The organism is Saccharicrinis aurantiacus (assembly GCF_947489045.1).
Lineage (GTDB): Bacteria > Bacteroidota > Bacteroidia > Bacteroidales > Marinilabiliaceae > Saccharicrinis > Saccharicrinis aurantiacus.
Genome location: NZ_CANLCN010000001.1, coordinates 158,124 through 182,835 on the forward strand (window position 1 = coordinate 158,124; position 24,712 = coordinate 182,835).

At 34.9% G+C, this 24,712-nt stretch carries 20 protein-coding genes; 4 read left to right on the top strand and 16 right to left on the bottom strand.

What is annotated here, in order from left to right; genetic code table 11:
* Nucleotides 1-11: 11 nt before the first annotated feature.
* Nucleotides 12-884 (top strand): efflux RND transporter periplasmic adaptor subunit, encoded by an 873-nt coding sequence (locus QMO11_RS00615; protein WP_282035549.1) that lies wholly within the window; start codon nt 12-14, stop codon nt 882-884.
* Nucleotides 885-1,049: 165 nt separating this feature from the next.
* Here the strand turns inward: QMO11_RS00615 and QMO11_RS00620 are convergent, their stop codons facing one another.
* The 9 genes from QMO11_RS00620 to uxaC all read right to left on the bottom strand — a co-directional run bounded on the left by QMO11_RS00620 (nt 1,050) and on the right by uxaC (nt 10,903).
* Nucleotides 1,050-2,096, bottom strand: a complete 1,047-nt coding sequence (locus QMO11_RS00620) for a substrate-binding domain-containing protein (RefSeq protein WP_282035550.1) — start codon at nt 2,094-2,096, stop codon at nt 1,050-1,052.
* 123 nt (nt 2,097-2,219) lie between these two features.
* Entirely contained in the window at nt 2,220-3,680 is a 1,461-nt protein-coding gene (locus QMO11_RS00625) for a TRAP transporter large permease (protein ID WP_075604120.1), read from the bottom strand.
* On the bottom strand, nt 3,680-4,153 hold the full coding sequence (locus QMO11_RS00630) for a TRAP transporter small permease (RefSeq protein ID WP_282035551.1): 474 nt from the start codon (nt 4,151-4,153) through the stop codon (nt 3,680-3,682). The genes QMO11_RS00625 and QMO11_RS00630 overlap by 1 nt, the downstream gene beginning before the upstream one ends.
* 7 nt (nt 4,154-4,160) lie before the next feature.
* Nucleotides 4,161-5,144: a TRAP transporter substrate-binding protein gene (locus QMO11_RS00635; protein ID WP_282035552.1), complete on the bottom strand. Its 984-nt coding sequence runs from the start codon at nt 5,142-5,144 to the stop codon at nt 4,161-4,163.
* Between the two features lie 215 nt (nt 5,145-5,359).
* On the bottom strand, nt 5,360-6,547 hold the full coding sequence (gene uxuA / locus QMO11_RS00640; protein WP_282035553.1) for a mannonate dehydratase: 1,188 nt from the start codon (nt 6,545-6,547) through the stop codon (nt 5,360-5,362).
* Nucleotides 6,548-6,630: 83 nt separating this feature from the next.
* Nucleotides 6,631-7,473: an SDR family oxidoreductase gene (locus tag QMO11_RS00645; protein ID WP_282035554.1), complete on the bottom strand. Its 843-nt coding sequence runs from the start codon at nt 7,471-7,473 to the stop codon at nt 6,631-6,633.
* A 4-nt stretch (nt 7,474-7,477) separates the two neighbouring features.
* The gene (locus tag QMO11_RS00650) at nt 7,478-8,149 is read right to left on the bottom strand and encodes a bifunctional 4-hydroxy-2-oxoglutarate aldolase/2-dehydro-3-deoxy-phosphogluconate aldolase (RefSeq protein ID WP_282035555.1); all 672 of its coding nucleotides are present in this window, start codon (nt 8,147-8,149) and stop codon (nt 7,478-7,480) included.
* A gap of 279 nt (nt 8,150-8,428) precedes the next feature.
* Entirely contained in the window at nt 8,429-9,466 is a 1,038-nt protein-coding gene (locus QMO11_RS00655) for a sugar kinase (protein ID WP_282035556.1), read from the bottom strand.
* A gap of 36 nt (nt 9,467-9,502) precedes the next feature.
* A complete protein-coding gene (gene uxaC, locus QMO11_RS00660; protein ID WP_282035557.1) occupies nt 9,503-10,903 on the bottom strand; it encodes a glucuronate isomerase in 1,401 nt (466 codons plus the stop codon).
* A gap of 515 nt (nt 10,904-11,418) precedes the next feature.
* Here uxaC and QMO11_RS00665 point away from each other — a divergent pair.
* Nucleotides 11,419-12,675: a metallophosphoesterase gene (locus tag QMO11_RS00665; RefSeq protein ID WP_282035558.1), complete on the top strand. Its 1,257-nt coding sequence runs from the start codon at nt 11,419-11,421 to the stop codon at nt 12,673-12,675.
* A 64-nt stretch (nt 12,676-12,739) separates the two neighbouring features.
* Here the strand turns inward: QMO11_RS00665 and QMO11_RS00670 are convergent, their stop codons facing one another.
* The 7 genes from QMO11_RS00670 to QMO11_RS00700 all read right to left on the bottom strand — a co-directional run bounded on the left by QMO11_RS00670 (nt 12,740) and on the right by QMO11_RS00700 (nt 20,165).
* Nucleotides 12,740-13,861, bottom strand: a complete 1,122-nt coding sequence (locus tag QMO11_RS00670; RefSeq protein ID WP_282035559.1) for a hypothetical protein — start codon at nt 13,859-13,861, stop codon at nt 12,740-12,742.
* 139 nt (nt 13,862-14,000) lie between these two features.
* Nucleotides 14,001-14,768 carry a LytR/AlgR family response regulator transcription factor gene (locus QMO11_RS00675; RefSeq protein WP_282035560.1) on the bottom strand — a complete coding sequence of 256 codons (768 nt, stop codon included), beginning with the start codon at nt 14,766-14,768 and terminating at the stop codon, nt 14,001-14,003.
* Between the two features lie 11 nt (nt 14,769-14,779).
* Nucleotides 14,780-15,763 carry a sensor histidine kinase gene (locus tag QMO11_RS00680; protein ID WP_282035561.1) on the bottom strand — a complete coding sequence of 328 codons (984 nt, stop codon included), beginning with the start codon at nt 15,761-15,763 and terminating at the stop codon, nt 14,780-14,782.
* A gap of 64 nt (nt 15,764-15,827) precedes the next feature.
* On the bottom strand, nt 15,828-16,475 hold the full coding sequence (locus QMO11_RS00685; protein WP_282035562.1) for a tetratricopeptide repeat protein: 648 nt from the start codon (nt 16,473-16,475) through the stop codon (nt 15,828-15,830).
* Nucleotides 16,476-16,511: 36 nt separating this feature from the next.
* A complete protein-coding gene (locus QMO11_RS00690; protein WP_282035563.1) occupies nt 16,512-18,650 on the bottom strand; it encodes a TonB-dependent receptor in 2,139 nt (712 codons plus the stop codon).
* A gap of 112 nt (nt 18,651-18,762) precedes the next feature.
* Nucleotides 18,763-19,185 carry a hypothetical protein gene (locus tag QMO11_RS00695; protein ID WP_282035564.1) on the bottom strand — a complete coding sequence of 141 codons (423 nt, stop codon included), beginning with the start codon at nt 19,183-19,185 and terminating at the stop codon, nt 18,763-18,765.
* A 221-nt stretch (nt 19,186-19,406) separates the two neighbouring features.
* Nucleotides 19,407-20,165 (bottom strand): SDR family NAD(P)-dependent oxidoreductase, encoded by a 759-nt coding sequence (locus QMO11_RS00700; protein WP_282035565.1) that lies wholly within the window; start codon nt 20,163-20,165, stop codon nt 19,407-19,409.
* 152 nt (nt 20,166-20,317) lie between these two features.
* On the opposite strand from QMO11_RS00700, the gene purL reads away from it, so the two are divergent.
* Entirely contained in the window at nt 20,318-22,540 is a 2,223-nt protein-coding gene (purL, locus tag QMO11_RS00705; RefSeq protein WP_282035566.1) for a phosphoribosylformylglycinamidine synthase subunit PurL, read from the top strand.
* Between the two features lie 267 nt (nt 22,541-22,807).
* Nucleotides 22,808-24,712, top strand: coding sequence for a histidine kinase (locus tag QMO11_RS00710; protein WP_282035567.1), 1,905 nt, complete (start codon nt 22,808-22,810; stop codon nt 24,710-24,712).

Here is a 24,712-nt window from a genome sequence, read left to right on the forward strand (position 1 = left end):
AAAAGATAACAATGAAGACAATTAATATAATCACATTACTTCTTGCAGTTTTATGGGTAGGATGTAATAACACGCAAATCGAAACACAAGTAAATAATAACACAACTGAAATAATCAAGAAAGAAAGCCCAAGAGAAGAACCAATACCTGTTATTTCAGAACTTAAGCCCATCCATTGTACTGGAATTATAGATATACTGCCACAACATACTGCTACAGTAACCGCTACAGTGGGAGGCTTTGTTGAAACCATTAACGTGAACATGGGGCAATGGGTAGAAAAAGGAACACTTTTAAGTACATTAAAGCATCCTGATTATATAGATATGCAAATGGAATACTTGAGTTTATCGAGTGAGTTTGAATATCTAAAAACTGAGTATATGCGTCAAGAAACTTTGCATAAAGAGAAGGCCATATCAGAAAAGACCTATCAGCTAACAAAATCAAATTTCAATACAGTAAAAGCGCAAAAAGCGGGACTTTCTGCCAAGCTAGAGATGTTGGGAATTAATCCGGCTAACATCACAGCTAGCAACATAAATTCAACAATAAAAATACTGGCTCCAATAAGTGGTTATGTCGATCATATTGATATTGTACCAGGTAAAATGATTACTTCCGAAAACGATATGTTTGATATTATTAATGTGCGTAAAAATATAGTTCGACTGAATGTTTTTGCACAGTACAGTGGTTTGTTAGAAACAGGCCAAGAAGTACTTTATTCATTAAACGATGATGAAACATTTAAGGCTACCATAAGCTATATCGATAAATCGGTGGAGCAAGAAAGCAATACCCTACAAGTATTGGCCAAACCAATAAACCAAAGCAAAGAGTTTGCTATCGGAACCTATATTGATGCCCAAATTATACTATAGTCATTGTGGTTTTAAATGCCGCTTAATGTATAAAAAAACGTAGGTTTATTTTTTGAAGTTTTATATAGTAAAATATGCCAAAAGAACACGGGAATTACCATGTAGTAAACTGTTCTTTTGGTATTAATAATATTACAAAATAGATTGTAAGCAGCGAAACAATGCTTACAAATAACTCACATTCTCCACATTATAAATAGAAATTGGCTGATAATCTTTTTTATCAGGCGCGGTATTAAAGGCCAAGAAATCAAAAAGCTTCTTAAAGGTTTTTTCGGCTTGCTCAATGGGGCGTTGACCAATAAGGTAATTAATCACACCATCCTTTAAGTACTTAATATTATTATCAAACACTTCGTAACCCACCAAAAACAATTCCGATCGCTTACTTTCTTTTAGGTACTGGGCCACTGCGTAGGTACGCGAACTGGTTACCACAATACCCTTAATGTTTGTGTGCGTGGCAAATATCGGGTCCAATACATTTTTTATATCGTCAATGGCATCGCTGGGTATTTCTACGTTTATCTTTTGTCCGGTATTGGTATTCTCATCCTCAAAATAACTCAGAAAGCCTTTTTGGCGACTATTTAGATGCCCTACATTCTGAACGTTACGAGCAATGTTAACCAACAAAATATCCGCCTCCTTTTCAATGCCTAAATCAACTACGCTGGCTGCAACTCTGCCTCCCTTGTAGGCATCCTCACCTACAAACGAAATACTATTGGTATCATCAATAAACGAATCGATAAAGGCATAGGGTATTTTAAGCGAATCAAACTGCATACACAAGGTTTGCGATTCCTTTTTCAGAATAGGAGCAAGGATAACACCATTGGGCTGCCAGCTTAAAATTAGTGCCGCATTCCTATTAAAATCATCCTCGTTGTGCATTTCGTATAAAAAGAATTGCATATCAACCGTAAAGGGATAAATAGACTCTAAGCTATTGTTAAAACCAATGGGGTGCTTACTCCAATATTGATTGTTACCCAAGGCTTTGGGCAGCATAATAGCAATTTTATATGAGGTCGATGATTTTAAAACACGTGCAGCAATATTGGGTTTGTAATTCAGCTTTTCGGCAATTTTTAGCACCTTTTTTTTAGTAGCTTCCTTTACTTCACCTCTTTTGTGCAGCACTCTATCAACCGTTCCGATGGATACACCGGCTTCTTTGGCTATGTCTTTAATTCTTACTTTGCTCATGCGGTTTGCAAATATAAGTGGCTTTTTTGTTTTGTTAGTTATAAAGACAAAAGTATAAAACTGTAATCTATTAGATTCTTAGCTTACAATCTTTATACTTCTGTCTATTATCTTTTGTATCAATTAAAATCCAAACACTTCGGGTAGCAATAAGCTTATTTTAGGTATGTACGTAACCATCAATAGTACTACTACCATGGCTAAAAACATAGGCAGTAGTGGTTTAATTACCTTATCAATTTTTACATTGGCCACACTACAGCCAATAAATAGTACCGATCCCACCGGAGGCGTACATAAGCCAACACTAAGATTAAGTACCATAATAATACCAAAATGCGTAGCATCAACACCCATACTTGTTACAATAGGCAAAAATATTGGCGTAAAGATGAGTACAGCAGGCGTCATATCCATAAACACTCCTACCACTAATAATATTAGATTGATGATGAGTAAAATGATAATTGGGTTATCGCTGATCCCTAATAATCCATCGCTTACATTTTGCGGAATGTTTTCATAGGCCATAATCCACGAAAGTCCGATACATGTAGCTATTAATAATAAAACAATAGCCGTGGTTTTAACCGAATGTAATAGGATAGAGGGTAAGTCGCTTACTTTTATTTCGCGATACGCAAGTGATAAAATAAATGCATATAAAACAGCTATGGCTGATGCTTCTGTTGCTGTAAAGAAACCGCCAACAATACCACCTATAACTACTATCAGTAAAAACAAACTAGGTACGGCTTGCCATAAAACATTAAGTCCTCGCTTTACCGAAGCAGGTCTTCTGACTATAAATCGAACGATAAAGAACAATAGGCTAGCCAATAAAATACCACAAATTACTTGATGCGTAATAGGCGAACTTCCTTTAATTACGGAAAGACCATAAATGGCAGATCCAATAGCGGTTAAACCGAGTATTACTTTAGTTATAGCTATAGCCGATGCGGAAAAGCCTTTTTTATAGTAGATAATCAAGGCCATTGAAGTGAGCATAATCGATAGTCCTGTTAACAAACCAGGTAAATATCCTGCTAAGAATAAGGCGGTAATGGAAACCCCACCGCTAGCTAAAGAATATACGATTAAGATGTTACTTGGCGGAATAGAAAGTCCTGTTGTGGCCGATGCAATATTAACGGCAGCACTAAAATTCTCATCATAACCGTCTTTTTTCATTTCGGGTCCCATAATTGAACCAATGGCTGAAGCCGATGCCGCTGCCGATCCGGAAATGGCACCAAATAACATATTGGCAAAAACATTCACAAAGGCCAATCCAGCGGGCCATCGCCCCACTAATAATTTGGCTAGGTTAATTAGCCGTATGGCAATACCACCTCGGTTCATAATGTTACCAGCCAATATAAAAAACGGAATGGCTAATAGAGCAAAGCTATCTAAGCCAGTGGCCATACGTTGTGCAAAAGTTGTAAATGCAGGTAAAGAGTCGATACTCACTAACATGGTAAGTATACCCGATATTCCTATACTAAAAGCAATGGGTACACCAATTACTAGCAGAAATAAGAATGAAAATATTAATACTAAAATTCCTGTATAATCCATTACGATAGAGATTCTGAAGGGTTAATAATGTAATAAATAGAGTAGTAAATGGTTAGTAATCCGCTTATTGGCATCAGTAGGTATACATATCCTAAGGGTATGTGGAGTGCTGCGGAATTTACATTAAAAAGAAATCGTGTATAGCACAACCATGTACCTCCAATAACCATTACGGTTATGGCAAAAAATACAACGCAGATATTGATGAAGATTGACATTTTAACTTGCGTTGATGGCTTTACTTTTTGCAATAGCAAATCAATGGCCAAGTGCTGGCGCTGGCCTACTACATAAGCAGCTCCGAGTATACCTACCCACATTAATAAAAAGCCTGCGAGCTCATCGGTAAATGAGCTTGGCGATGCAAAGATGTAACGACTAAAAACCTGCCAAAGTACATCTAGAATTAATACACCCATTAAGGAAACGAGTACGTATTCTAATATTTTGTCTATTCGTTTTTTTAAGATCATAACAAGGCTATTTAGTGTTTCTAATGCGTTGAATAAGGTCGTATATCTCAGGCTGAGATTTATAAGCCTCGTATATTGGCTCTACCATTTTCATAAACGGTTCTTTATCTGGTATAATAATCTCCATGCCGGCATCTTTCACAATTTCTAAGGCATGTTCTTCGGCTTGGTGCCATAACTCACGCTCTTTGCTCACTGATTTTTCGGCCGCAGCCTTTAACCATTTTTGTTCCTGTTCACTCAACTTGTTCCAAACAACAGTGCTTATAATAATCACATCGGGTACGCAGGTGTGTTCATTTAGGGTGTAGTATTTACATACCTCGTAGTGGCGAGATGTATGTAAACTTGGTGGATTGTTTTCTGCACCATCTACCACGCCACTTTGTAAGGCTGTGTATAACTCGCCCCACGAAATTGGAGTAGGGGATCCACCCATGGCTTTCACCATATTCATGGCAGTTTGGCTTTTCATTACGCGTATTTTTAAGCCCTTTAAATCATCTTTAGTGTTGATGGGTTTGTTAACAGAATAGTAGCTTCTAAATCCGGCATCGTAAAAACATAAGCCCTTAAGATTAAATTGTTCTGTTGAGTTTAGGAATTCCTCCCCAATAGGGCCATCCATCACATTAAAATGATGTTCTCTTGATCGGAATACATACGGTAAACCCAATACTTGGTAGTTGGGCGTAAAGCTCTCAAGCACAGCTGCCGATACTTTGGTAATGGCTAAACTACCAATTTGAAGTAACTCCACACATTGCTGTTCGCCACCTAACTGACCGCTAGGGTAAATTTCAATACTCATTTTACCAACCGATTCCTTTTCAAGTTCCTCGGCCATATAAACCATGGCTTTATGCACTGGGTGCGATGGATCGAGTCCGTGGGCTAGTTTTAAGGTGGTAGTATCTTTTTTTTGCTTACATCCTGCAAGGAGGATGGTAAAAACAAGTAGTGTTAATTTTGTATAGGTAGATAGTTTCATTGTTTATTAGATTATTTGGAATTAGTTAGTATAAAGTCAAAAGTATAAAGACATAAGATTTAACTAGTTGATCAAAATTACATCTTTGAAGATCTAGAGAAATCTATGCGAATTACCTTATCAGTGCATAATAATATATAAGTCCAATTTGCATTTAATGCTTAAACGCCTAGTAATCTTGATACTTATGTCTTTATACGTTATACTATTTATGTTTATATATTCAAACTTCGGCGTATGCCTAATTCTAAGCCTCTAATTTCGGCTAAGCCTTTCATTCTACCATATAATGAATAACCAGGGTTGTTATCCTGACCAATATCACCAAGCATTTGGTTTCCATGATCGGGACGCACTGGTATTGAAATATCTGTTCTTCCTTGCGCTTTGCGTTTCTCTTCTTCGGTAATAATCGATTTTAGTACCGAGTAAATATCCACATCACCTTCAAAAAGGTAATCCTCGCGGAAGTTATAATCCGTATCGCGCTGCACATTTCTTAGGTGAGCAAAGTTAATGCGTGGCGCAAGTTCTTCGGCCATAATTGCCAAGTCGTTAAAGTGCCCAGCACCCCACGATCCTGTGCATAGTGTAACCCCATTAGAAATGGAATCAACTGTTGCAATTATTGCTTTGGCATCCTCCAAAGTACTTACTACTCTAGGTAAACCAAGTAATCCCCATGGTGGATCATCAGGGTGAATTGCCATACGAACGCCTGCTTCAATAGCAACAGGGATAATAGCTCTTAAGAATTCCTGTAGGTGGTCTCTTAACTTTTCATCGTCTATACCAGCATATTCATCTAGTACTGCTTGAAATTGCTCTAGAGTATAGCTTTCTTCAGCACCCGGAAGGCCCTTAATAACGGTATTGGTTAAGGTTTCTATCCCATCAGCATCTAAACTGTTGAAGTAAGCTTCTGCTTCTGTTTTAATTTTTTCAGAGTAGTCGTTTTCTGCGCCTTTACGTTTTAATACAAACATATCAAAGGCAGCAAATACCTTTTGTTGGTATATTAAAGCAAGTGAGCCATCGTTAAACTCAAAGTTTAAATTGGTTCTCGACCAATCTAAAACAGGCATAAAGTTGTAACAAATGGTTTCTATACCGCATTTGCCAAGGTTGGCAATGGATGTTTTGTAGTTTTCGGTATAGGTTTTCCAATTACCGCTTTGCTTTTTAATGTCTTCGTGTACCGGAACGCTTTCCACAACCGACCAAGAAAGGCCTGCTTCCTCAATCATTGTTTTACGTTTGGTAATTTCTTCCACGGTCCATATTTCACCATTTGGGATGTGGTGTAAGGCCGTAACAATACCGGTAGCTCCGGTTTGTTTAATATCGTTAAGCGTAATACGGTCGCTAGGTCCGTACCATCGCCATGTTTGTTCTATAGCCATTTTAGTTTTTTTAGAATGTATTTGTTTTCCAATAACAAGGGCATTTGTTAATTCAGGAACTCAAAACAAAATTTCAGAGTGTTTTACACACCACTATAAGCACTAAAGCCGCCGTCAATCGGAATAACAACTCCGGTAACAAATTTGGCCCAGTCCGATAATAAATACATCACAGTTCCGCTCAATTCTTCTGGCTCACCGTAACGTTCCATTGGCGTACCATTAATAATTTTTTGTCCGCGTGGTGTAGCTTCACCAGTCTTTTCATCTACCAATAAAAAACGATTCTGATTGGTTAATAAAAATCCGGGAGCAATGGCATTTACTCTAATACCAGTTTTAGCCATGTGCACAGCCAACCATTGTGTAAAGTTGTTAATAGCTGATTTTGCAGCCGAGTAGGCTGGTATTTTAGTTAGGGGACGGAAAGCGTTCATTGAAGAAACGTTAATGATAGAACCATCCTTTTTGCCTAACATATCCTTAGAAAATACCATTGAAGGCAATAAAGTACCTTGGAAGTTAAGGGCAAAAACCTTATCAAAACCATCCATTTCTAAACCGTAGAAAGTATCCTCTAGGCTATCCATTTCGTTTTCGGTAATTTCTTCGGCCTTTGTAGTTGCTGAAGCAGCATTACCACCTGCACCATTTACCAAATAATCAATGCTACCCAATTCCTTGTTAATAGCAGTTTTTGCCGTTTCTAAAGAGGCCTTATCTAACACATTAGCCGATAAGCCAATGGATTTAACCCCATATTCAGCAGTAATCTCTTGAGCCACCTTTTCGGCAGCCTCTAAGTTAAGGTCTAATATTGCTGTTACTATTCCCTCAGCTGCCATGTTACGTGCAATGGTGGAGCACAAAACTCCACCACCCCCAGTTATAACAGCAACTTTATCTTTTAAATTCAGTTGAAGCATATTACTATTTTTTAACCGACTCAATATTTGTCATTAAGTCTTTTACCATTTCAGTCATTTTAGCCCAATCGCCTTGTGCCATTACTTCTTTAGGGAATAATTTAGATCCCATTCCAACGCAAGTAACACCGGCATCAAACCACATTTTTAAGTTTTCTTTACTTGTATCTACACCGCCTGTTGGCATAATATCTGTCCAAGGCATTGGTGCTTTTACCGCTTTTACAAATGAAGGACCACCCACTTCTGAAGCAGGGAATACCTTTACCACCTCAGCACCTAATTCTTGTGCTTTGTTAATTTCAGAAATAGTTCCGCAGCCAGGTGACCACATTACCTTGCGGCGGTTACAGATTTTAGCCATGTTTTCGTTCAATAGTGGCGATACAATAAAGTTGGCACCCAATTGCATATATAAAGCTGTTGTTGCTTCCTCTACTAACGAACCTGCTCCTAAAATCATTCCAGGTAGTTCGGCCAAAGCGTATTTGTTTAATTCATCAAATAACTGATGAGCAAAGTCGCCTCTATTTACAAACTCGAAAACACGAATGCCGCCATCGTAACACGATTTTAATACCGCTTTACAAACCTCAATATCTTCGTGATAAAAAACAGGAACAACTCCTGTTTCCTTCATTGCATTAAATACTTCTATACGTGAATATTTTGCCATTTTATTTTTTCTGTATCGGTGAAAACCGATTTGATTTTTACTATTTGATACTTTATTTTCTTTTGCGAATGTAATATTGCGTCATCACGAGCCTCTCTATGATGTGGTGCGTAATTTTCACAAAAGAGTATTGTTTATATCATTTTTGTCTCTGTTAAAAGATGCTCTTTAATACGTTTGAACAGCAAGCATACTTCAAAATACTGGTTCGTTAACCAATATCGTTCAGCGCATTAAAAAGACACCTTTTAAACTTTGTCAAAATTGATATAAATATTTTTATCTTGATACTCTACCCGAAGCATCACCACCCATTAGTTTTTCAACTTCAGCAATGCTTGCTAAGTTGTAGTCACCATGGATTGTATGCTTTAAACAAGATGCTGCAGTAGCAAAGTTTAAAGCTTTTTGATCGTCTCCTTCGTAGGCTAAAAGTCCGTATATCAAACCACCCATAAATGAGTCGCCACCACCAACTCTGTCTACGATATGCGTGATTTGATATGTTGGAGCTTCGTATAATGTTTTTCCATCGTATAATACACCAGACCATGAGTTATGGTTTGCGTTTATCGATCCTCTTAAAGTTGTAATTACCTTTTTAACTCTTGGGAATTTTGCCATAATTTTTTGAGATACACCTCTGTATGCTTCTGCCTCAACGTGTCCTCCAGTAACATCAACACCATCAGGGTGAATGTCGAGCATCATAGCTGCATCTTCTTCGTTACCTAAAACAATATCGCAACCTGCTACTAACTCAGGCATTATTTCAGCACCTGTTTTTCCGTATTTCCAAAGGTTTTTGCGGTAGTTAAGATCGGTAGTAACCGTAACCCCTAATTTGTTGGCTACTTTAATAGCCTCTAAACAGGCATCGGCAGCACCTTGAGAAACGGCAGGAGTAATACCTGTCCAGTGAAATGCATCCGCACCTTCTAATACTTCTTCCCAATTTACCATACCTGGTTTAATTTCAGAAAAAGCCGAGTATGCTCTGTCATACACAACTTTACTAGCTCTGGCTACAGAACCTGTTTCAAGGTAATAGGTACCTATTCTATCACCACCTTTAACTATTTTTTTTGTGTCTACATTATGCTTGCGTAATTCCATAATACATGCATCTGCAATTTCGTTTTCTGGTAAACGAGTAACAAATGATACATCAACGCCATAATTAGCTAATGAAACAGCAACGTTGGCCTCGCCACCGCCATATGATGCGTTATACGAAGTTGCTTGTGAAAAACGTTGGTACTGTGGAGTTACAAAGCGTAACATAATTTCCCCGAAAGTGACTACTTTTTTTGCCATAATTGATATGCCCTTAAAAATTTTACTGTGATTAAATTAGAATCCTAAAAATGCTTTTGCATTATTATATGATAAACCTTCAACCAATAGTTGAAGAATATTTTCGTCGTTTGGTATTAAGCCTTTTTCAACCTGATCGCCAATGTAATTACAAGCAATTCTTCTGAAATACTCGTGGCGAGGATAGGATAAAAAGCTTCTTGAATCGGTTACCATTCCTATAAATCGGCTTAGTAAACTTAAAGCAGATAAATCTTCTAGGTGGCGTTCCATTCCTGTTTTCTGATCTAAAAACCACCAAGCAGCACCATAAGATACTTTGCCAGCAGTTGTTCCATCGGCAAAATTGCCACACATTGTTAGGAACATCTCATTATCTGCTGGATTTAAATTGTACAGAATGGTTTTTGCCAATTGATCGGTACTATCTAGATAGTTTAAAAATTGAGAAGCTTTTAAACTCGGTTGAGAATCGCCGATGGAATCAAAACCAGTATCAGCACCCAAATGGTTAAACATACGTGTGTTGTTATTTCTAATGGCTCCAACATGGAACTGTTGCGTCCAACCACGTTTATGGTTCATATGACTTAAGGCTGCCATTACAGCTGTCATATATTTTTCTTTCTCTTCTGTAGTAATGGTTTTGCCATCAATAGCTTTATCGAAGATGCTTTTTACTTCATCCATATTATAGGCAGCAAAGAAAAAGCGATCAGGTCCGCTATCCGAAATTCTACAGCCTAAATCGTGGAAGAATTGATGTCTCTTATCCAAAGCTTCTACTAAAGTGTCGAACGAGTTGATGTTGATATTTGCACTTTCGCCAAGCTTTTCTAAATAAGCTTTAAAAACACTTACCTTATCGATGTTAAACACTTTATCAGCTCTAAACGATGGTAGTACCTTAGTTTCGAAACCTTCTTCTTTTAATCTGATATGGTGTTCCAAGCTATCAGCAGGATCGTCAGTGGTGCCAATCATCTCAACATTCATTTTTTTGATGAGGCTTTGTGCACTAAACTCAGGTGTACTCAACATTTCTTTTGTTGAGTTATATATTTTATCCGCATTAGCGGGAGAAAGTAACTCGTAACTATCGAAATAACGAGCCAATTCTAAATGTGTCCAATGGTATAGAGGGTTTGCTGCAGTATAGGGAACTGTCTCGGCCCATTTCATGAATTTTTCTTTATCAGAAACATTTCCGGTACAGTATTTTTCGTCAATGCCGTTAATACGCATGGCTCTCCATTTATAATGATCGCCTCCTAACCACATATCACCTAGGTTGTCGTAATTGTAATTGTCTGCAATTACTTTCGCATCAAGGTGACAGTGATAGTCTATAATTGGTTTATTACTTGCGTACTTATGGTAAATCTCTTGTGCTACTTTTGACTGTAATACAAAATTGGGATTTATGAATGTTGACATATTTTCAGTTCTTTTATTTCCGTTAACGAACACGAAAATACACGAAAATGCACAATTTCCAAAATGTAATGATTTTGTAGGAAGGGAATTGTAAACTATTAATTGCTTTCAAAGCTTTTATTAGTAAGGATAGTGCTCAGTTGTTGGAAAAATAAACTTTTCATTATTTATATTAAATATAAATAATGAATGTGTGTGATTTATGTTTTCGTTAACGGAATGTAAAAGAGACGATATATTGGATAATGATTAAGGGAGGAATGACGTAATCATCTTATTTTAAGCTTTTTTATACAACTATGGACTGATAATTGCGTTTAAGGTTAAGAAGTTGTTTAAAGTCGTACTGAAAAACTGCGTGTAACATCTTGATTTCATTGCCTTCAGCTAATTTTTATTCCGTAGCTACGGCTATGCAAGAAAAATTAAGCTTTGTCACTGAAAACCAATATGTCACTCTCGAAATTTCCAAACAACATTAAATAACTTCTAAGAAATAATTCAATTATTGGTGTATGAAATTTAAAATTGTTGCGTTTTTAGCCATCCTCATCATACTTGTTTGTGTTGATTTATTGAGTTTTTTAATCTTTAAAAAAGAAGTTAAACAAACTTCTATAACTAAAAACTTAGCCCGTCTGTTCTTTGGGATTGTCCCTTTGGTTTTCGGGATTGCTTACTTTTATCTAACGATACAAATTAGAGAAATATCGTCGCCTGATTTTTACCATTATTTTATGGTAATAAATGGAGCCTTTCTTCTTTTATACATGCCCAAATTCTTTTATTTGCTTTATTATGGTCTATTTATGTTAATAGATTGGGCATTCTCACATTATAAAGTAAAGAAGGCCTCGTTGGAACAAACCACCATTCGATATCCACGAATTAGTAGAAAGAAATTCGTGAGTCAGGTGGGGATTATATTTGCCACTGCACCTTTTATATCTGTACTATTCGGTATGGTAAAAGGGAGGTTTTCTTTTTTTACCCAGCACCAGAAAATTAAGTACCCCAATTTGCCTAACAATTTCAGTGGTTTTAAGATCATTCATATTTCAGATATTCACTTGGGTAGTTTTGCTTCAAATTACCACAAGCTAGAAGGTATTGTAGATATAATTAATAAAGAGAATGCCGACGTGATATTTTTTACGGGCGATTTGGTAAATAATTTTGCAGAAGAAACCCATGGTTGGGAAAGTATGTTTCAACAATTAAAAGCCAAATCCGGTAAGTTTTCTGTATTAGGAAATCACGATTATGGTGATTACAGCAATTGGCCATCAGAAGCAGCTAAACAAGAAAATTTTCAAGGTATATTGGATGCCCATAAGAAGTTTGGATTTAGATTGTTGAAAGATGAATCTGTAGCTCTAAGTATCGGAGATCAGGAAATTGCTATCACTGGAGTTGAGAACTGGGGACAAGCACCATTTCCGCAATACGGAGATTTACAACAAGCTAAAAAAGGGACTGAGCATTTCGATTTTAAAATCTTACTTTCTCATGACCCTGATCATTGGGAAGCTGAGGTTGTTGGGCAAACCGCTTATGATTTAACCTTAGCAGGTCATACCCATGGAATGCAGTTTGGTATTAATTGGAAGGGTTTTAAGTGGTCTCCCGCAAAATACAAGTTCAAGCATTGGGATGGTTTATACAAAAACAAAGATCAATATTTGTATGTAAATCGTGGTTTGGGTTATTTGGGCATGCCAGCACGTATAGGTATGTCTCCTGAGATTACAGTTATCGAGTTAAATAGTTAATGTGATATAGATATAAAAAGAGCTTTTCTAGTTGTAGAAAAGCTCTTTTTATATGTGATTTTGATTAAAACATCTTTTTAAAACACCTCTTACGCTTATGCTGAATGTGGTCAAATGATTTCCACATTTGTATGGCTACATTGTTGTCTTCTAACATGCCTGTTGTTTCAACAAATTTAACACCATCATTATTTGCGGTATTCCATAGCTCATTGGTAAGTAACGCAGCAAGTCCTAATTTCTGAAATTCAGGACGAACTCCAGTCAACATAAGATCCATTTCAGATGGATTGTCAATAGCTTTTTTCAAGTGGTACCATCCAAATGGTAATAGTTTCCCTTTTGCTTTTTGTAATGCTTTTGATAAAGATGGAAGCGCGATAATGAAACCTGCTAGCTCATTTTCTTTGTCCAATATTACTTTAACATATCTTGGGTTTAAAGCAGGGAAGAATTTATCGATATAATATTTTACCATTCTATCAGGTAACCTGAAGGTCCCGAATAAACCAGAAAATGCATCGTTAAAAACCTTGAATATTTTTTCTTTATATGGCTCAAGTTCTTTTTTTGAGGTAAAGTTAACCGGAGTAAGTCCATATCGTTTTTTAATCATATTGGCCACTTTAACCGATTTTTCTGGCAAAGCATCAGGGAAAGTAATCCTAAACTCTAACCAGTCACGCTCTTTGGTGTAGCCATTATCTTCAATATGCTTTTTATAATAAGCAAAGTGGTAATCAGATGCCATAACAGGCATGTGGTCTTGTCCTTCTATTAGTATACCAGAGTGGTCAAGGTTAGAGAATCCTAAAGGTCCCATAACTCCAACCATGCCTTTAGATTTTAAATAATCTTCAGCAGTTTGAATTAATAATTTAAAGACTTCGGCATCGTCAATGGCTTCAATACGAGTGATACGTCCGATCTTTTCTCCAATCTTTTCAATCCAAAGATCATTAACAATTGCACCAATTCGGCCCACAACTTCAGAGCCTTTCATGGCAATCCAAAATTTGGCCTCACAGAAATCGAAAGCTGGGTTTTTCTCAACATCAAGAGCGCTATACTCATCGCCTTTTAGAGCTGGAAGCCAAAATTTGTTGTTTTTATATAGTTGATATGGAAATTCTACAAATTGCTTAATTTGTTTTTTTGAGCTTACCTCTACTATTTGAATACTCATATTTTTAGATTGACTAAGTAAATTGCACCCATTGTGTGGGTTTTTCTGAAAGCCCAAAAATAAAGAAATTATTCAATAATGGGTTTAACCTTTCAATTCAATTTTCAATTAGTTAATTAAGAGTCCAAATATTTATTAGTTAACCTTCTAGCCATATTTTAAACCCTTTTATTCTTTCGCGTGAAACTATATACTCATCATCAATACAGCCTTTTAATTTTACTTTTATCCTTGAAGGTCCAAGGGTTTGCACTTCTGAGATTGCCGATATTCTAATAATTTGCTTCCGGTTAATACGGTAAAATTCTTTGGGGTTAAGGAGCGCTGATAGTTTATCTAATGTGTAATCAATTAGATAATTAGATTTATTTTGGGTGAGGATATACGTACCTTTCTCAAAACTATAAAAACAGGTAACTTCACTTGTGGTAACCATTTTTATTCGGGTACCAACTTTTACAACAAACCTCTCTTTATAACTCTCTTGTTTGTTTTGTATTGCATTAATTAGTGAGTCTATATTTAATTGTGATGGCGTGGGATTTTCTAGTTTGTGGTAGTTTCTGAACTTTAAGATTGCTTCATTAAGTTTATCGATGCTTAATGGTTTTAATAAATAATCGATACTATTTACACTAAAAGCTTGTAATGCATATTTATCGTATGCAGTTGTAAAAATGATGAAGGACTCTATTTTAACAGAACTGAAAATTTCAAAAGAAATACCATCACCTAAATGAATATCCATAAATACTAAAGGGGGATGTTCATTTTGGTTAAACCATTTAATTGAAGATTCTACAGAATCCAAGATGGCTAGTATCTTAGTGTCAGGATTAACTTTATCAAGCATTTTGCATAAATGCTCTGCTGCTAATGGTTCGTCTTCTATAATGAGTATATTCATTTTTTATAATTCTAATCAAAAGTTAATAGGGGAACATTTACTATAAATTGCTCCTCAGTTTTTATAAGCTCAAACGGAGAGTTGCTTAAATATTTATAGCGTTCCTTTAGATTACTTAAACCTAATTTTTCTCCATCAATAGGTTTGTTGTACGGCTTAATATTATTTGTGATTTTTATGTGCTTATCTATTGTTTGTATGTTTATTGTTAACGGGTTATCCTTACTGATTTGGTTGTGTTTTATGGCATTCTCAACTAACATTTGAATGGTCATAGGTATTACTTGGTATAATTCCGAATTATCAATATTTATCTTAACCTCGATATTATTTCCGAATCGTTCTTTTTGTAGCGCTATGTATTGATTTACAAATAATATTTCATCCTTTAGCGAGATTATATCTTTTCCTCTATAGGATAGTAAATCTCTATAAAATGAAGATAATTTATTAACGTACGATTGGGCTCTTTCTGTATCGATATTAATTAATGAGCTTAAGGTATTGAGGCTATTGAATAAAAAATGCGGATTAACCTGATTGCTCAAAACCTTATATTGTAGCTCAAGTGCATGCTGCTTTAATTGCTGCTCGCTAATTATTAGTGTTCTCCACTCGTTGAAAAATGCACGGGCAAACATGAATAGTGTAATGACATAGAGTACGAAGTATTCTGATATAATAATATTAATTACAAAGGCCTTAAAAGCACTCAAAGAAAGTTTCATAATTACGATGAACCATAAATAGTTAACTCCCCAAATTATTATGCTCGAATAAATGGTTGTGATAGAGAATGCAATAATTAGTGATCTGACAGGATGTTTGGTCCACGATAACCAATGGTTTTCAATTGAGTTGAAAATATATCCATTAGCAAATAAACCAACTCCTATCATTAAGGAGTAAGCAACATTTATTAGTATTTCTCGCAATGCAATATTTAAGGAGCCTGATAAAATAAACATTATAGAGGTGCCAATTAGTATTGACATCAAGCTAATTTTCAAGAGCCCTTTGAGTGAAAAGCGTTTTTCTAATTTTATTTCGGCCATGAGATTAATTTTTTGAAATACATTTTTGTATCATTTTTTTGTTGTGTTTGATGTCCCAGTCAGGCCAGAACTTTTCAGGAGATCTCCATGTAGCGTATAGCTTCTCAGCTTTCTGATACAATGGGAGCGCATTTTTTTTGCCGCCACCAAAAGCTGTAGGTGTATGCAATATATTATTACCTCTGCAGTAGTATGCCCTTGGGTTATTAGGATTTAATTTTTCGGCCCTATCTATGGAGGCATTCGATAATCCAGAATATTTCATACCTCGTGCCATACTCGTAATACGCATAGAATATATAATAGCTTGTAGAATATGTATTTCGGATTCCTCTGGATTAGATTTTAGTAATTTATCAACGTAAGTTTGAGCTTCATCTAAGTAAGTATCAATAACATCAGCATCTTTAATTAAATATGTTATTCTAACTAAACTGTAAGAAGCGTAATATAGCGGAATCCATTTGTCTTTTTCTGTCTCTGCTACTCGATAAAAGTAACCGGAAATTGATAAAAGATCTTCAGGAGTTTGGGACATATACATTTTATTAATATTTGCGGTCATTGCATCTTCATATGAATTAGCAGTTATTTGGTTTGTGAATAAGATGCTAAATAAAAAAATGCTGAGTGAAAATACTGTGTTTTTCATGATTATTAAATTTATGTTACTAAAATAATTATTTGTTTATTGAAGGGTGATGAAAATACCTAGAAATGCGAATTGCTTAATGTCATTAGTTATTGGAATATACACTGGGTTATTATCTGAATCATTAATAGGACCCCGACGATATCCAAAGTTGCTGTTTGCGCCCAATATATTTGAAACTTCAAAATGTATGATGGTTGAATAGTTGAATAAATGGGTTAAATAGCTGATGTTTAAATTTAGCTCATTGGTAGAGGCTCCTTTGTGTGTTGTGTAGTTTTGCTTTGTATACTCATACCAATTACGGTCAGATGCCAACCAATATGTGGCACCAAACTGACAATTAATTGCAGGAATATAATATTTACCAACTATTGAAAGAACATGGTTTGAAATAAAGTCGGGCTGAACCGCAGTCTTAAAGCTTTTGTATTGTCTCTCCGAATTAATGAAAGAATAAGATATCCAATAATCTAATTGCTTTACTGTTTTTGTATCACGCCAAAACAGATCAATACCGTGCGCATGGCCATATCCGCTATTGTTGTAGTTTGTTCCTAAATAATAGTCCTCACCACGATAACTGACTAAATTATTGTACTGTTTGTAATAACTTTCTAATCGGAATAACCGAGATTTTACACTTCCTTTTTGATACCCAAGAATATAATGATGTGCGTTTTCATAGTTTAATTGTTTAGCAAATTTTAAAACATCATCTTCCGGATTTTGATAAAAATGTCCATAAGATACAGATACCTGACTTTTGTCTCCAGTGTTGAATGCCATAGCTATACGTGGCGCAAAGTTGCTTTTATTTAGAACTGAAGCATACTCATATCTCAAACCGGTTCTTAAGGCAATGTTTTTATTAAATTTAATTTCACTTTCAATGAAAGCTGCACTCAAATGATCGGTATATTTAGGCAAGAAGGTTGGGGCATTTATATTTGCCTGATAGCTTTGTTTATAGTTTGTATAAGTATGGCTAACTCCATAACGTAAATTGACGGATTGTGATAAATCATGAACCAAAGTCAGCCGTGTTTCTATATTTACATCATGGGTTTTAATATACTGAGTATCATAAATAATATCAGGATTATCACTTGTTGCAGATATTCCAGTTTTGATACATGTTTTTTCACCAATAGCTTGTTTGTAAGTTATATTTCCATAATGATTTAGGTTTTTAACCTGAGTGGTATACCAAATATCATCAACACCAGAATAGCTATTGTATTTTAACTTACTTGCATCGCTTGATAAGTATGCTTTTAGTATGCCATTGTTTTTTGTTTTGTGTCTGTACACCAATGCACTATTCCCTGATTCTACAGGTTTCTCCCAATCCTGTTTTGTATCAATTAAACCATAATATGGCGCCATGTTAATATAGTTTAATATAATCGATAATGAGTTGTTATCCCAAGCGTTCGTATATTCAGCACCACCACCTATACTCATTAGTGAGAGTGATAACATATCCTTTGTTGCTAAATCATTACTTTTTAAAGATAAAATAGAGGATAGTGCTTGTCCATATTCTGCACTATACCCGCCAGTATTAAACATTGTACCTGAAAATAAAGAGGGTGAAAATCGACCTCGGGTAGGAACATCGGGTACTTTTGTAAAATAGGGACTACCTGCTAACAAACCATCAATTACAGTGCGGGTTTCGTATGCTTCGCCTCCTCTTACTAACAATCTTCCATCATCGTTTGCTGGTTGAGTTCCTGGTAATGTGGTTAGGGCACCAATAGCATTTCCAACAGCACCTGCAGTAGTATAAATATCTAATGGTTTAAGAACAGAAGCTTTGCTCTCATCGCCAGCGGCAAAATTCCCTGCAGTAATGGTTACTGCATCAATACTATTTATATTCTCCTTGAGTACAATAAGTAATTTGCTTATTTTATCAGGTTCAATTTCTTGTTCAAATTTAGTATAACCTAAAAAACGGGCTATTATTATTGTATTTTCAGAATTGGTTTCAATGTGAAAATTACCTTCCAAATCACTTGCTGATCCATCATAAGTGTCTTTGAAATATATGTTTACTCCAGTTAAAGGCTTACCTTTTTTATCAACTACAGTTCCAATTACTTTTGTTTGAGACGATATTACAAAATAAAAGCTAAAAAGGTAGATAATAATAATTGTTGTTTTCATTACGTTTAGTGTTTAAGAACAATTCAAAATTGGCTTAACAAAACGTAACAAGAAAAATAGCTTTACTGAGTTGTTGTTTTATTGGGATGAGTGGTAATTATTCATCAATAATTTATCGTAGGGAATCTAAATTACTTTTAAGTTGATCAATTTCAATGTGGCTTGATAAGTGTGATTGAGCAGCCTCAATTGTAGAAATGATATGTGGAGTTACTTTTGAGTTTTTAATGAGTTTGCTATATAGCGTAGTTATAACAACTTCGTTGGGTTTGTTGGTTAAATAAATTGAATTACGATTTGCATTTAGTTTAGGATCTATATCAAGAAAATTTGAGATGCGATTAAGTTCTTTTAAATTGATATTCAGGTGACAAGTCTGCATATCAACTAATGTATCATAATCTACTGAGTAGTTAGGATGGCTTATTATTTCTTCAATAGATTGTACAATGTTATCAATGGTAATTGTTCCTTTATAAACAATATATAATATTTTACTTTCAGTATCTATTTTATAGTTGATGTAACCAAACATGTTTTATCAGAATAAGTGGGTTATTAAAATGTATTTTTGCCTATTTAATTGTCATAAGACGAATTATTGCTTTGATAGTTACATAATTATTGAAGTTTTATTTGAAGAGTAGTATTTTGTAGATTAATGATCCAAAACTAAAGTTTAATCTTGTTAGTGATTAAATATTAGGCACTAACAAATAATATGCTGTACCTAATATTTTGTATTATAACGATGTTTTATTTACGATATATATTTGTTGCATCGGCTTGCTGCGTTGGCATTATTAGCATGTCGTTGATATTTACATGGGCCGGACGAGTTACTATATATTCTATCGCATCTGCAATATCTTCAGCTAAAAGTGCATCAACTCCATTGTAAACATTGTTTGCTTTTTCTTGATTGCCACCAAATCTAACTAATGAAAATTCGGTATCAACCATACCAGGAGATACTGATGAAACTTTTATATTATGTGGTAGTAAATCAATTCTCATTCCTTTAGTAATTGCATTTACAGCATGCTTAGTCGCACTATAAACGCTGCCTCCAGGATAGGTTTGTATTCCTGCAATGGATGATATATTTACAATATGACCTTGTTTACGACTCACCATTCCTTTAATAATTTCTTTAGATAGAAATAATAGTCCAGTTATATTGGTATCAATCATTTGTTTCCACTTAGTCCAATCTGCCTGATCAACAGTTTCGGTACCCGATGCTAAGCCAGCATTATTGATTAGAATATCTATTTTGCTCCATTTTTCGCCTAGTGTATTTAATGCTGCTGTAGTTTCTTCTTCATTTCTAATATCAAAGGCAAGAGCTTTTGTATGGATACCAAATTCACTTTGTAGCAAGTTGGAGAATTGATCTAATCTTTCCTTTCTGCGTCCGGTTATTATCAGATTATACTTTAGTTTAGCTAATACCTTAGCAGTTGCCATGCCAATGCCCGAAGTTGCGCCAGTTATAAGTGCTATTTTGTTCATTTACTAAATTTTATTGTGTAATTAATTCTGTTACAAATTTACAATCAGATAAGTAAAGTTGACTACGTATTCTTCGTAAATTTTTATTTACTTTATGGGAGTGATTTCTATTTGGCGATTGAGCAATCTATCGTTACTTAATATTCAATACCATGGGACAGGAAAATATAGCAAGCGAAATTAACCTAACAGCCACTGAACAAGATCTTATATTTGAAATCTTAAAAAGAGAACCCAATTCTCTCGAATTAGAGATGTTTTCCCGTTTGTGGAGTGAGCATGCATCCTATAAAAACTCAATGAAATGGCTACAAATGATGCCTACATCGGGGGATAAGGTTGTTGTTAAGGCTGGTGATGAAAAAGCTGGAGCTATTGATATTGGTGACGGATATGCTTGTGTTTTTAAAATGGAATCCCATAACCACCCCTGTTCTTTTCAACCTCGATTGGGAGCTTTAACGGGTATGCGTGTTGTAACACGAGACGTGTTTGCCATGGGAGCAAAACCTGTTGCATTGCTCGATTCATTGCGTTTTGGAGAGTCAAACAGAGATACTGCGCGTTGGTTATTTAATGAAGTTATAGGTGGAATTAGTGAATTTGAGAAAACAATGCGTTTGCCAGTCGTTGGAGGCGAGGTTGTTTTTAATAAAGCATTTAACTCAAGTCCCATTGTTAATAATATGGCAATTGGAATTGCAAAAAAGGATGAGTTAATTTCGGGTACTGCAAGCGGCTTGGGTAACCTTATTTTAATAGTAGGTGCATTAACCGGAAATGAAGGTATTGATGGCGACACTTTTTCAGCAGATTATATTTCTAATACAGAGCAAGACTCATTTGGAATTGAACAAATGCTCGATTCAACAGTAGAAGGAAACCTGATTAATGCGATTAAAGAACTAAAAGAAGAAGGTAAAGTAATTGGGATTCAAACCATAGGTGCTGCGGGTATTGCCGGAGCAGCAACAGAAATGGCTTCTCGTGGTAATGTCGGTATTACTATAAATTGTGATAAAGTTCCAACTCGTAACGAAAATATGGGATGCAGAGATGTCCTGTTTTCAGAAACATGGGGACGAATTTTAGTTTGTATCGATAAAGATAATCTGGCACATATTCAAGGGTTATTGTCTCCAAAACAGTTGTCATTTGCTGTAGTAGGAGAGGTTGTTAAAGGTGAAAACCTTATTTGTTTAAATAATAATGATGTTGTTGCAGATATTCCAACTAGCTATGTTGGTTTGGGAGGCAAATCACCGATTTATGAACGAGAGGTAAAAGAGCCAGAATCTAATATTATAAAAGCTCTTAATATTGAGGATATTCCTGAGCCAGAAGATTATCAAAAAGTTATTGCAGTGATGCTGAAGAATATTAATTTATCATCAAAAGAAAGTTTGATGGATTTATTTGATCCATCATTGCAGCATGAATCCTTTAATAATAGTTTTCCTTCAGATGCAGCTTTTGTTCATATTGAAGAAATTAATAAAACATTAGCTATCTCAATCGATAGTAATTCTAATTATCTTGAGGCAGACCCTTTTGTGGGAGCGCAGATTGCAGTAGCAGAAGCTGCACGTAATATTATTTGTGGAGGAGGTGTTCCATTAGCTGTAACTGATTGTTTAAATTTTGGAAATCCATATGATCCTGAAGTATTTTGGCAATTTACAAAATCAGTAGAAGGGTTATCAGACGCATGTGAGAAGTTTAATACACCTATTGTAAGTGGAAATGTAAGTTTCTACAATCAAAAATCTGTTGAAGGCAGAATAACCGCAATTACACCATCACCAATAGTTGGAATGCTTGGTTTAGTTGAGTCAAAAGATCATCATTCAGTTTTACCATTTAAGCATAAAGGTGATGTGATATGTTTAATCGGGGAATCTAAAGATGATATTAATGCCTCAGAATATTTAACTTACTATCATAAGCAAAAAAGTCATGCTGCACCATATTTTAATATGGAAGAAGAATTAGAATTACACGAAATTGTGAAACAAGTAATTCGTAAAAGGTTAGTTCGTTCGGTTCATGATGTTTCAGCAGGTGGATTATTTTTTAATCTTTTAGAATCGGCAGTGCCACTTGGCTTTGGATTTGATATTACAAGCGATGCTGAAATCAGAAAAGATTCATTCCTATTTGGAGAATCTCAAGGTAGGGTAGTGGTTTCTGTAGCACCAAGTTTACAAGATGATTTTGTTGATTTTATGCTTGAAACCGAAACAAAGTTTTCAGTGCTTGGTCATGTAACTAAAGGTGAGGTAAGAATTGATGATGAATCGTTTGGTTTCATTGATGATATAAAATCAGAATATTCAAATTCCTTTAAAGATTGGATGAATAATGAAGAGAACTAGTTTAGTTACTTTCTACCTTGGAATAACATTACTGAATTAAGATAATATATTAGTTAACGTCGCAAGTTTATTCTTGTGACGTTTTTTATTTGCACATTGTTAGTGGGACTATCCTATACCAAGAGAAGTGAGGTTTCATATTATTGTATTTAACTTTAAAATGTCGGTAAGTAATTCTAATTCTTTATTAATTGTTCTGATATAACATATTGAAAATTATTATTTTACTACCTTTGGTATAGCGAAAGCTTTACATCAGAACAAAGTATGCAAAAACACCTTATTCTATCTTTAATCTTTTCAATAGGATTTATAAACCTATTGGCCAAAGAAAATACACCTGATTCAGCCTATCTATCTTTTCAAAGTAGGATTATAGAGTCGGATGGTTTAGAACTATCGATGGCAAAAGCTCATTACGATTATGGTGTTTATTTAGATGATAATAACCTTGTTGATACAGCAATTTATCACCTCAAAATAGCCTTAAAAATAGCCAGTTCCATACCCGATGATACTATAATATCAAAAACAGCGAATTATTTAGGTAGTATTTATTGGGTTGAAGGTGATTGTAATAAGTCAACGGCGTATTATAATCAGGCTTTATCAGCTGCAGAGCGAGATAATTTGCTGGATATGATATCTATAATAAAAATGAATTTAAGTGGGAATTTGAATTCTGCAGGAGAAAACGAAAAAGCCATTCAATATGCGCTTGAAGCCTTATCCTATAAAGAAAGCGTAAATAAAATAGAAGGTATTTGTTATGATTATGTAATGGTAGGAGAGATATTTCAACGAATTGATAATATCGATAAATGGGAAATGTACATAACCAAAGCTTACCAATTAAGGAATGTTGAGTCATGCGCTTCTGTAAGTGATTTAGTTATGGTTTACAATAATATGGGCCAAATTGCAGAAGCGAAAAAGGAATATAAAAAGGCCTTGGCTTATTACGATACGATAGTTCAAGTGAGTAAGCCTGTTGCTTATAATCAGGGTATTGGGATATCATTATTGAATAGTGCTTTAATATATCAAACTCTTGAAAAACCTAGCAAAGCATTGGATTTAGCCTCGGAATCGGAAAGTTATTTAGGTGATGTTCCTTATTTTGTAATGGCAATTAATAATGTGAAAATAGAGCAGCTAATATCCCTGAGCCGATATGAGGAAGCCCTTAGTTTAGCTAGAGAAAATATAAATAACGAACATATCTATTTATACCCTGTCCTTAAGCAAGATTGTTTTGCACTTTTGTATGAGATTAATTATGCCCTAAAAGATTACGCAAAGGCTTATACCTGGAATGATTCGCTCAGAAATTATGAAACTAAAATTTTAGAGGAGCAAAATAAACAGAATATTGAGGAATTAGAAACGAAATACCAAACGGAGAAAAAGGAGCAACAAATAGAATTATTGTCGGCTGAAAATCAAATAAAAACACAGCGCAGTATTTTATTTATAGCGCTTTCAGTTTCCCTATTGCTAACTCTATTACTTGGTGTGTTAATTTACTTCCGATATAGAAGAGAGAACCATCAAAAACAGGAAACGTTGAGGCAACAATTACTGCGGTCGCAGATGAATCCACACTTTTTGTTTAATGCCTTGGGAAGTATTCAAAATTATATGATCAATAATGATACTAAAAAGGCAGCTGGTTATTTAAATAACTTTGCGGGGTTAACAAGGGCGATACTTCAACATTCAGAGGCCGAAACAATAATGCTTGATGAAGAAATTACTGCATTGCATAATTATATTAAGCTTGAGCAAATGCGACTTAATAATAGTTTCGATTATAGTATTGACTATGATACAGATCTTGAAACAGAATTTATTAAGATACCACCTATGTTGGTTCAACCATTTGTAGAAAATGCGATAAAGCATGGTTTACGAAATCTACAGGTAAGGGGAAAGTTAACTATTAGGTTTACTGATAAAACAGAGACTTTAGAGGTAAATATTATTGATAATGGAACTGGTTTTGATGAGAATTCCGTAAAAAGTAATAATCATAAATCAATGGCTATGTCTATTTTTAATAAAAGAATACAACTATTAAATAAGGCATTAGGTAAAAAGGCTAGTATACAAATTAAAAGTACTAGAGGTTCTGGAACTACCATAACTATAAATATCCCTATTATTGAGTAG

Excerpts from the sequence above, each read along its gene's own strand:
- QMO11_RS00615 (WP_282035549.1), top strand. The coding sequence starts at position 12 with ATGAAGACAATTAATATAATCACATTACTTCTTGCAGTTTTATGGGTA.
- QMO11_RS00620 (WP_282035550.1), bottom strand. The coding sequence starts at position 2,096 with ATGAGCAAAGTAAGAATTAAAGACATAGCCAAAGAAGCCGGTGTATCC.
- QMO11_RS00625 (WP_075604120.1), bottom strand. The coding sequence starts at position 3,680 with ATGGATTATACAGGAATTTTAGTATTAATATTTTCATTCTTATTTCTG.
- QMO11_RS00630 (WP_282035551.1), bottom strand. The coding sequence starts at position 4,153 with ATGATCTTAAAAAAACGAATAGACAAAATATTAGAATACGTACTCGTT.
- QMO11_RS00635 (WP_282035552.1), bottom strand. The coding sequence starts at position 5,144 with ATGAAACTATCTACCTATACAAAATTAACACTACTTGTTTTTACCATC.
- uxuA (WP_282035553.1), bottom strand. The coding sequence starts at position 6,547 with ATGGCTATAGAACAAACATGGCGATGGTACGGACCTAGCGACCGTATT.
- QMO11_RS00645 (WP_282035554.1), bottom strand. The coding sequence starts at position 7,473 with ATGCTTCAACTGAATTTAAAAGATAAAGTTGCTGTTATAACTGGGGGT.
- QMO11_RS00650 (WP_282035555.1), bottom strand. The coding sequence starts at position 8,149 with ATGGCAAAATATTCACGTATAGAAGTATTTAATGCAATGAAGGAAACA.
- QMO11_RS00655 (WP_282035556.1), bottom strand. The coding sequence starts at position 9,466 with ATGGCAAAAAAAGTAGTCACTTTCGGGGAAATTATGTTACGCTTTGTA.
- uxaC (WP_282035557.1), bottom strand. The coding sequence starts at position 10,903 with ATGTCAACATTCATAAATCCCAATTTTGTATTACAGTCAAAAGTAGCA.
- QMO11_RS00665 (WP_282035558.1), top strand. The coding sequence starts at position 11,419 with ATGAAATTTAAAATTGTTGCGTTTTTAGCCATCCTCATCATACTTGTT.
- QMO11_RS00670 (WP_282035559.1), bottom strand. The coding sequence starts at position 13,861 with ATGAGTATTCAAATAGTAGAGGTAAGCTCAAAAAAACAAATTAAGCAA.
- QMO11_RS00675 (WP_282035560.1), bottom strand. The coding sequence starts at position 14,768 with ATGAATATACTCATTATAGAAGACGAACCATTAGCAGCAGAGCATTTA.
- QMO11_RS00680 (WP_282035561.1), bottom strand. The coding sequence starts at position 15,763 with ATGTCAATACTAATTGGCACCTCTATAATGTTTATTTTATCAGGCTCC.
- QMO11_RS00685 (WP_282035562.1), bottom strand. The coding sequence starts at position 16,475 with ATGAAAAACACAGTATTTTCACTCAGCATTTTTTTATTTAGCATCTTA.
- QMO11_RS00690 (WP_282035563.1), bottom strand. The coding sequence starts at position 18,650 with ATGAAAACAACAATTATTATTATCTACCTTTTTAGCTTTTATTTTGTA.
- QMO11_RS00695 (WP_282035564.1), bottom strand. The coding sequence starts at position 19,185 with ATGTTTGGTTACATCAACTATAAAATAGATACTGAAAGTAAAATATTA.
- QMO11_RS00700 (WP_282035565.1), bottom strand. The coding sequence starts at position 20,165 with ATGAACAAAATAGCACTTATAACTGGCGCAACTTCGGGCATTGGCATG.
- purL (WP_282035566.1), top strand. The coding sequence starts at position 20,318 with ATGGGACAGGAAAATATAGCAAGCGAAATTAACCTAACAGCCACTGAA.
- QMO11_RS00710 (WP_282035567.1), top strand. The coding sequence starts at position 22,808 with ATGCAAAAACACCTTATTCTATCTTTAATCTTTTCAATAGGATTTATA.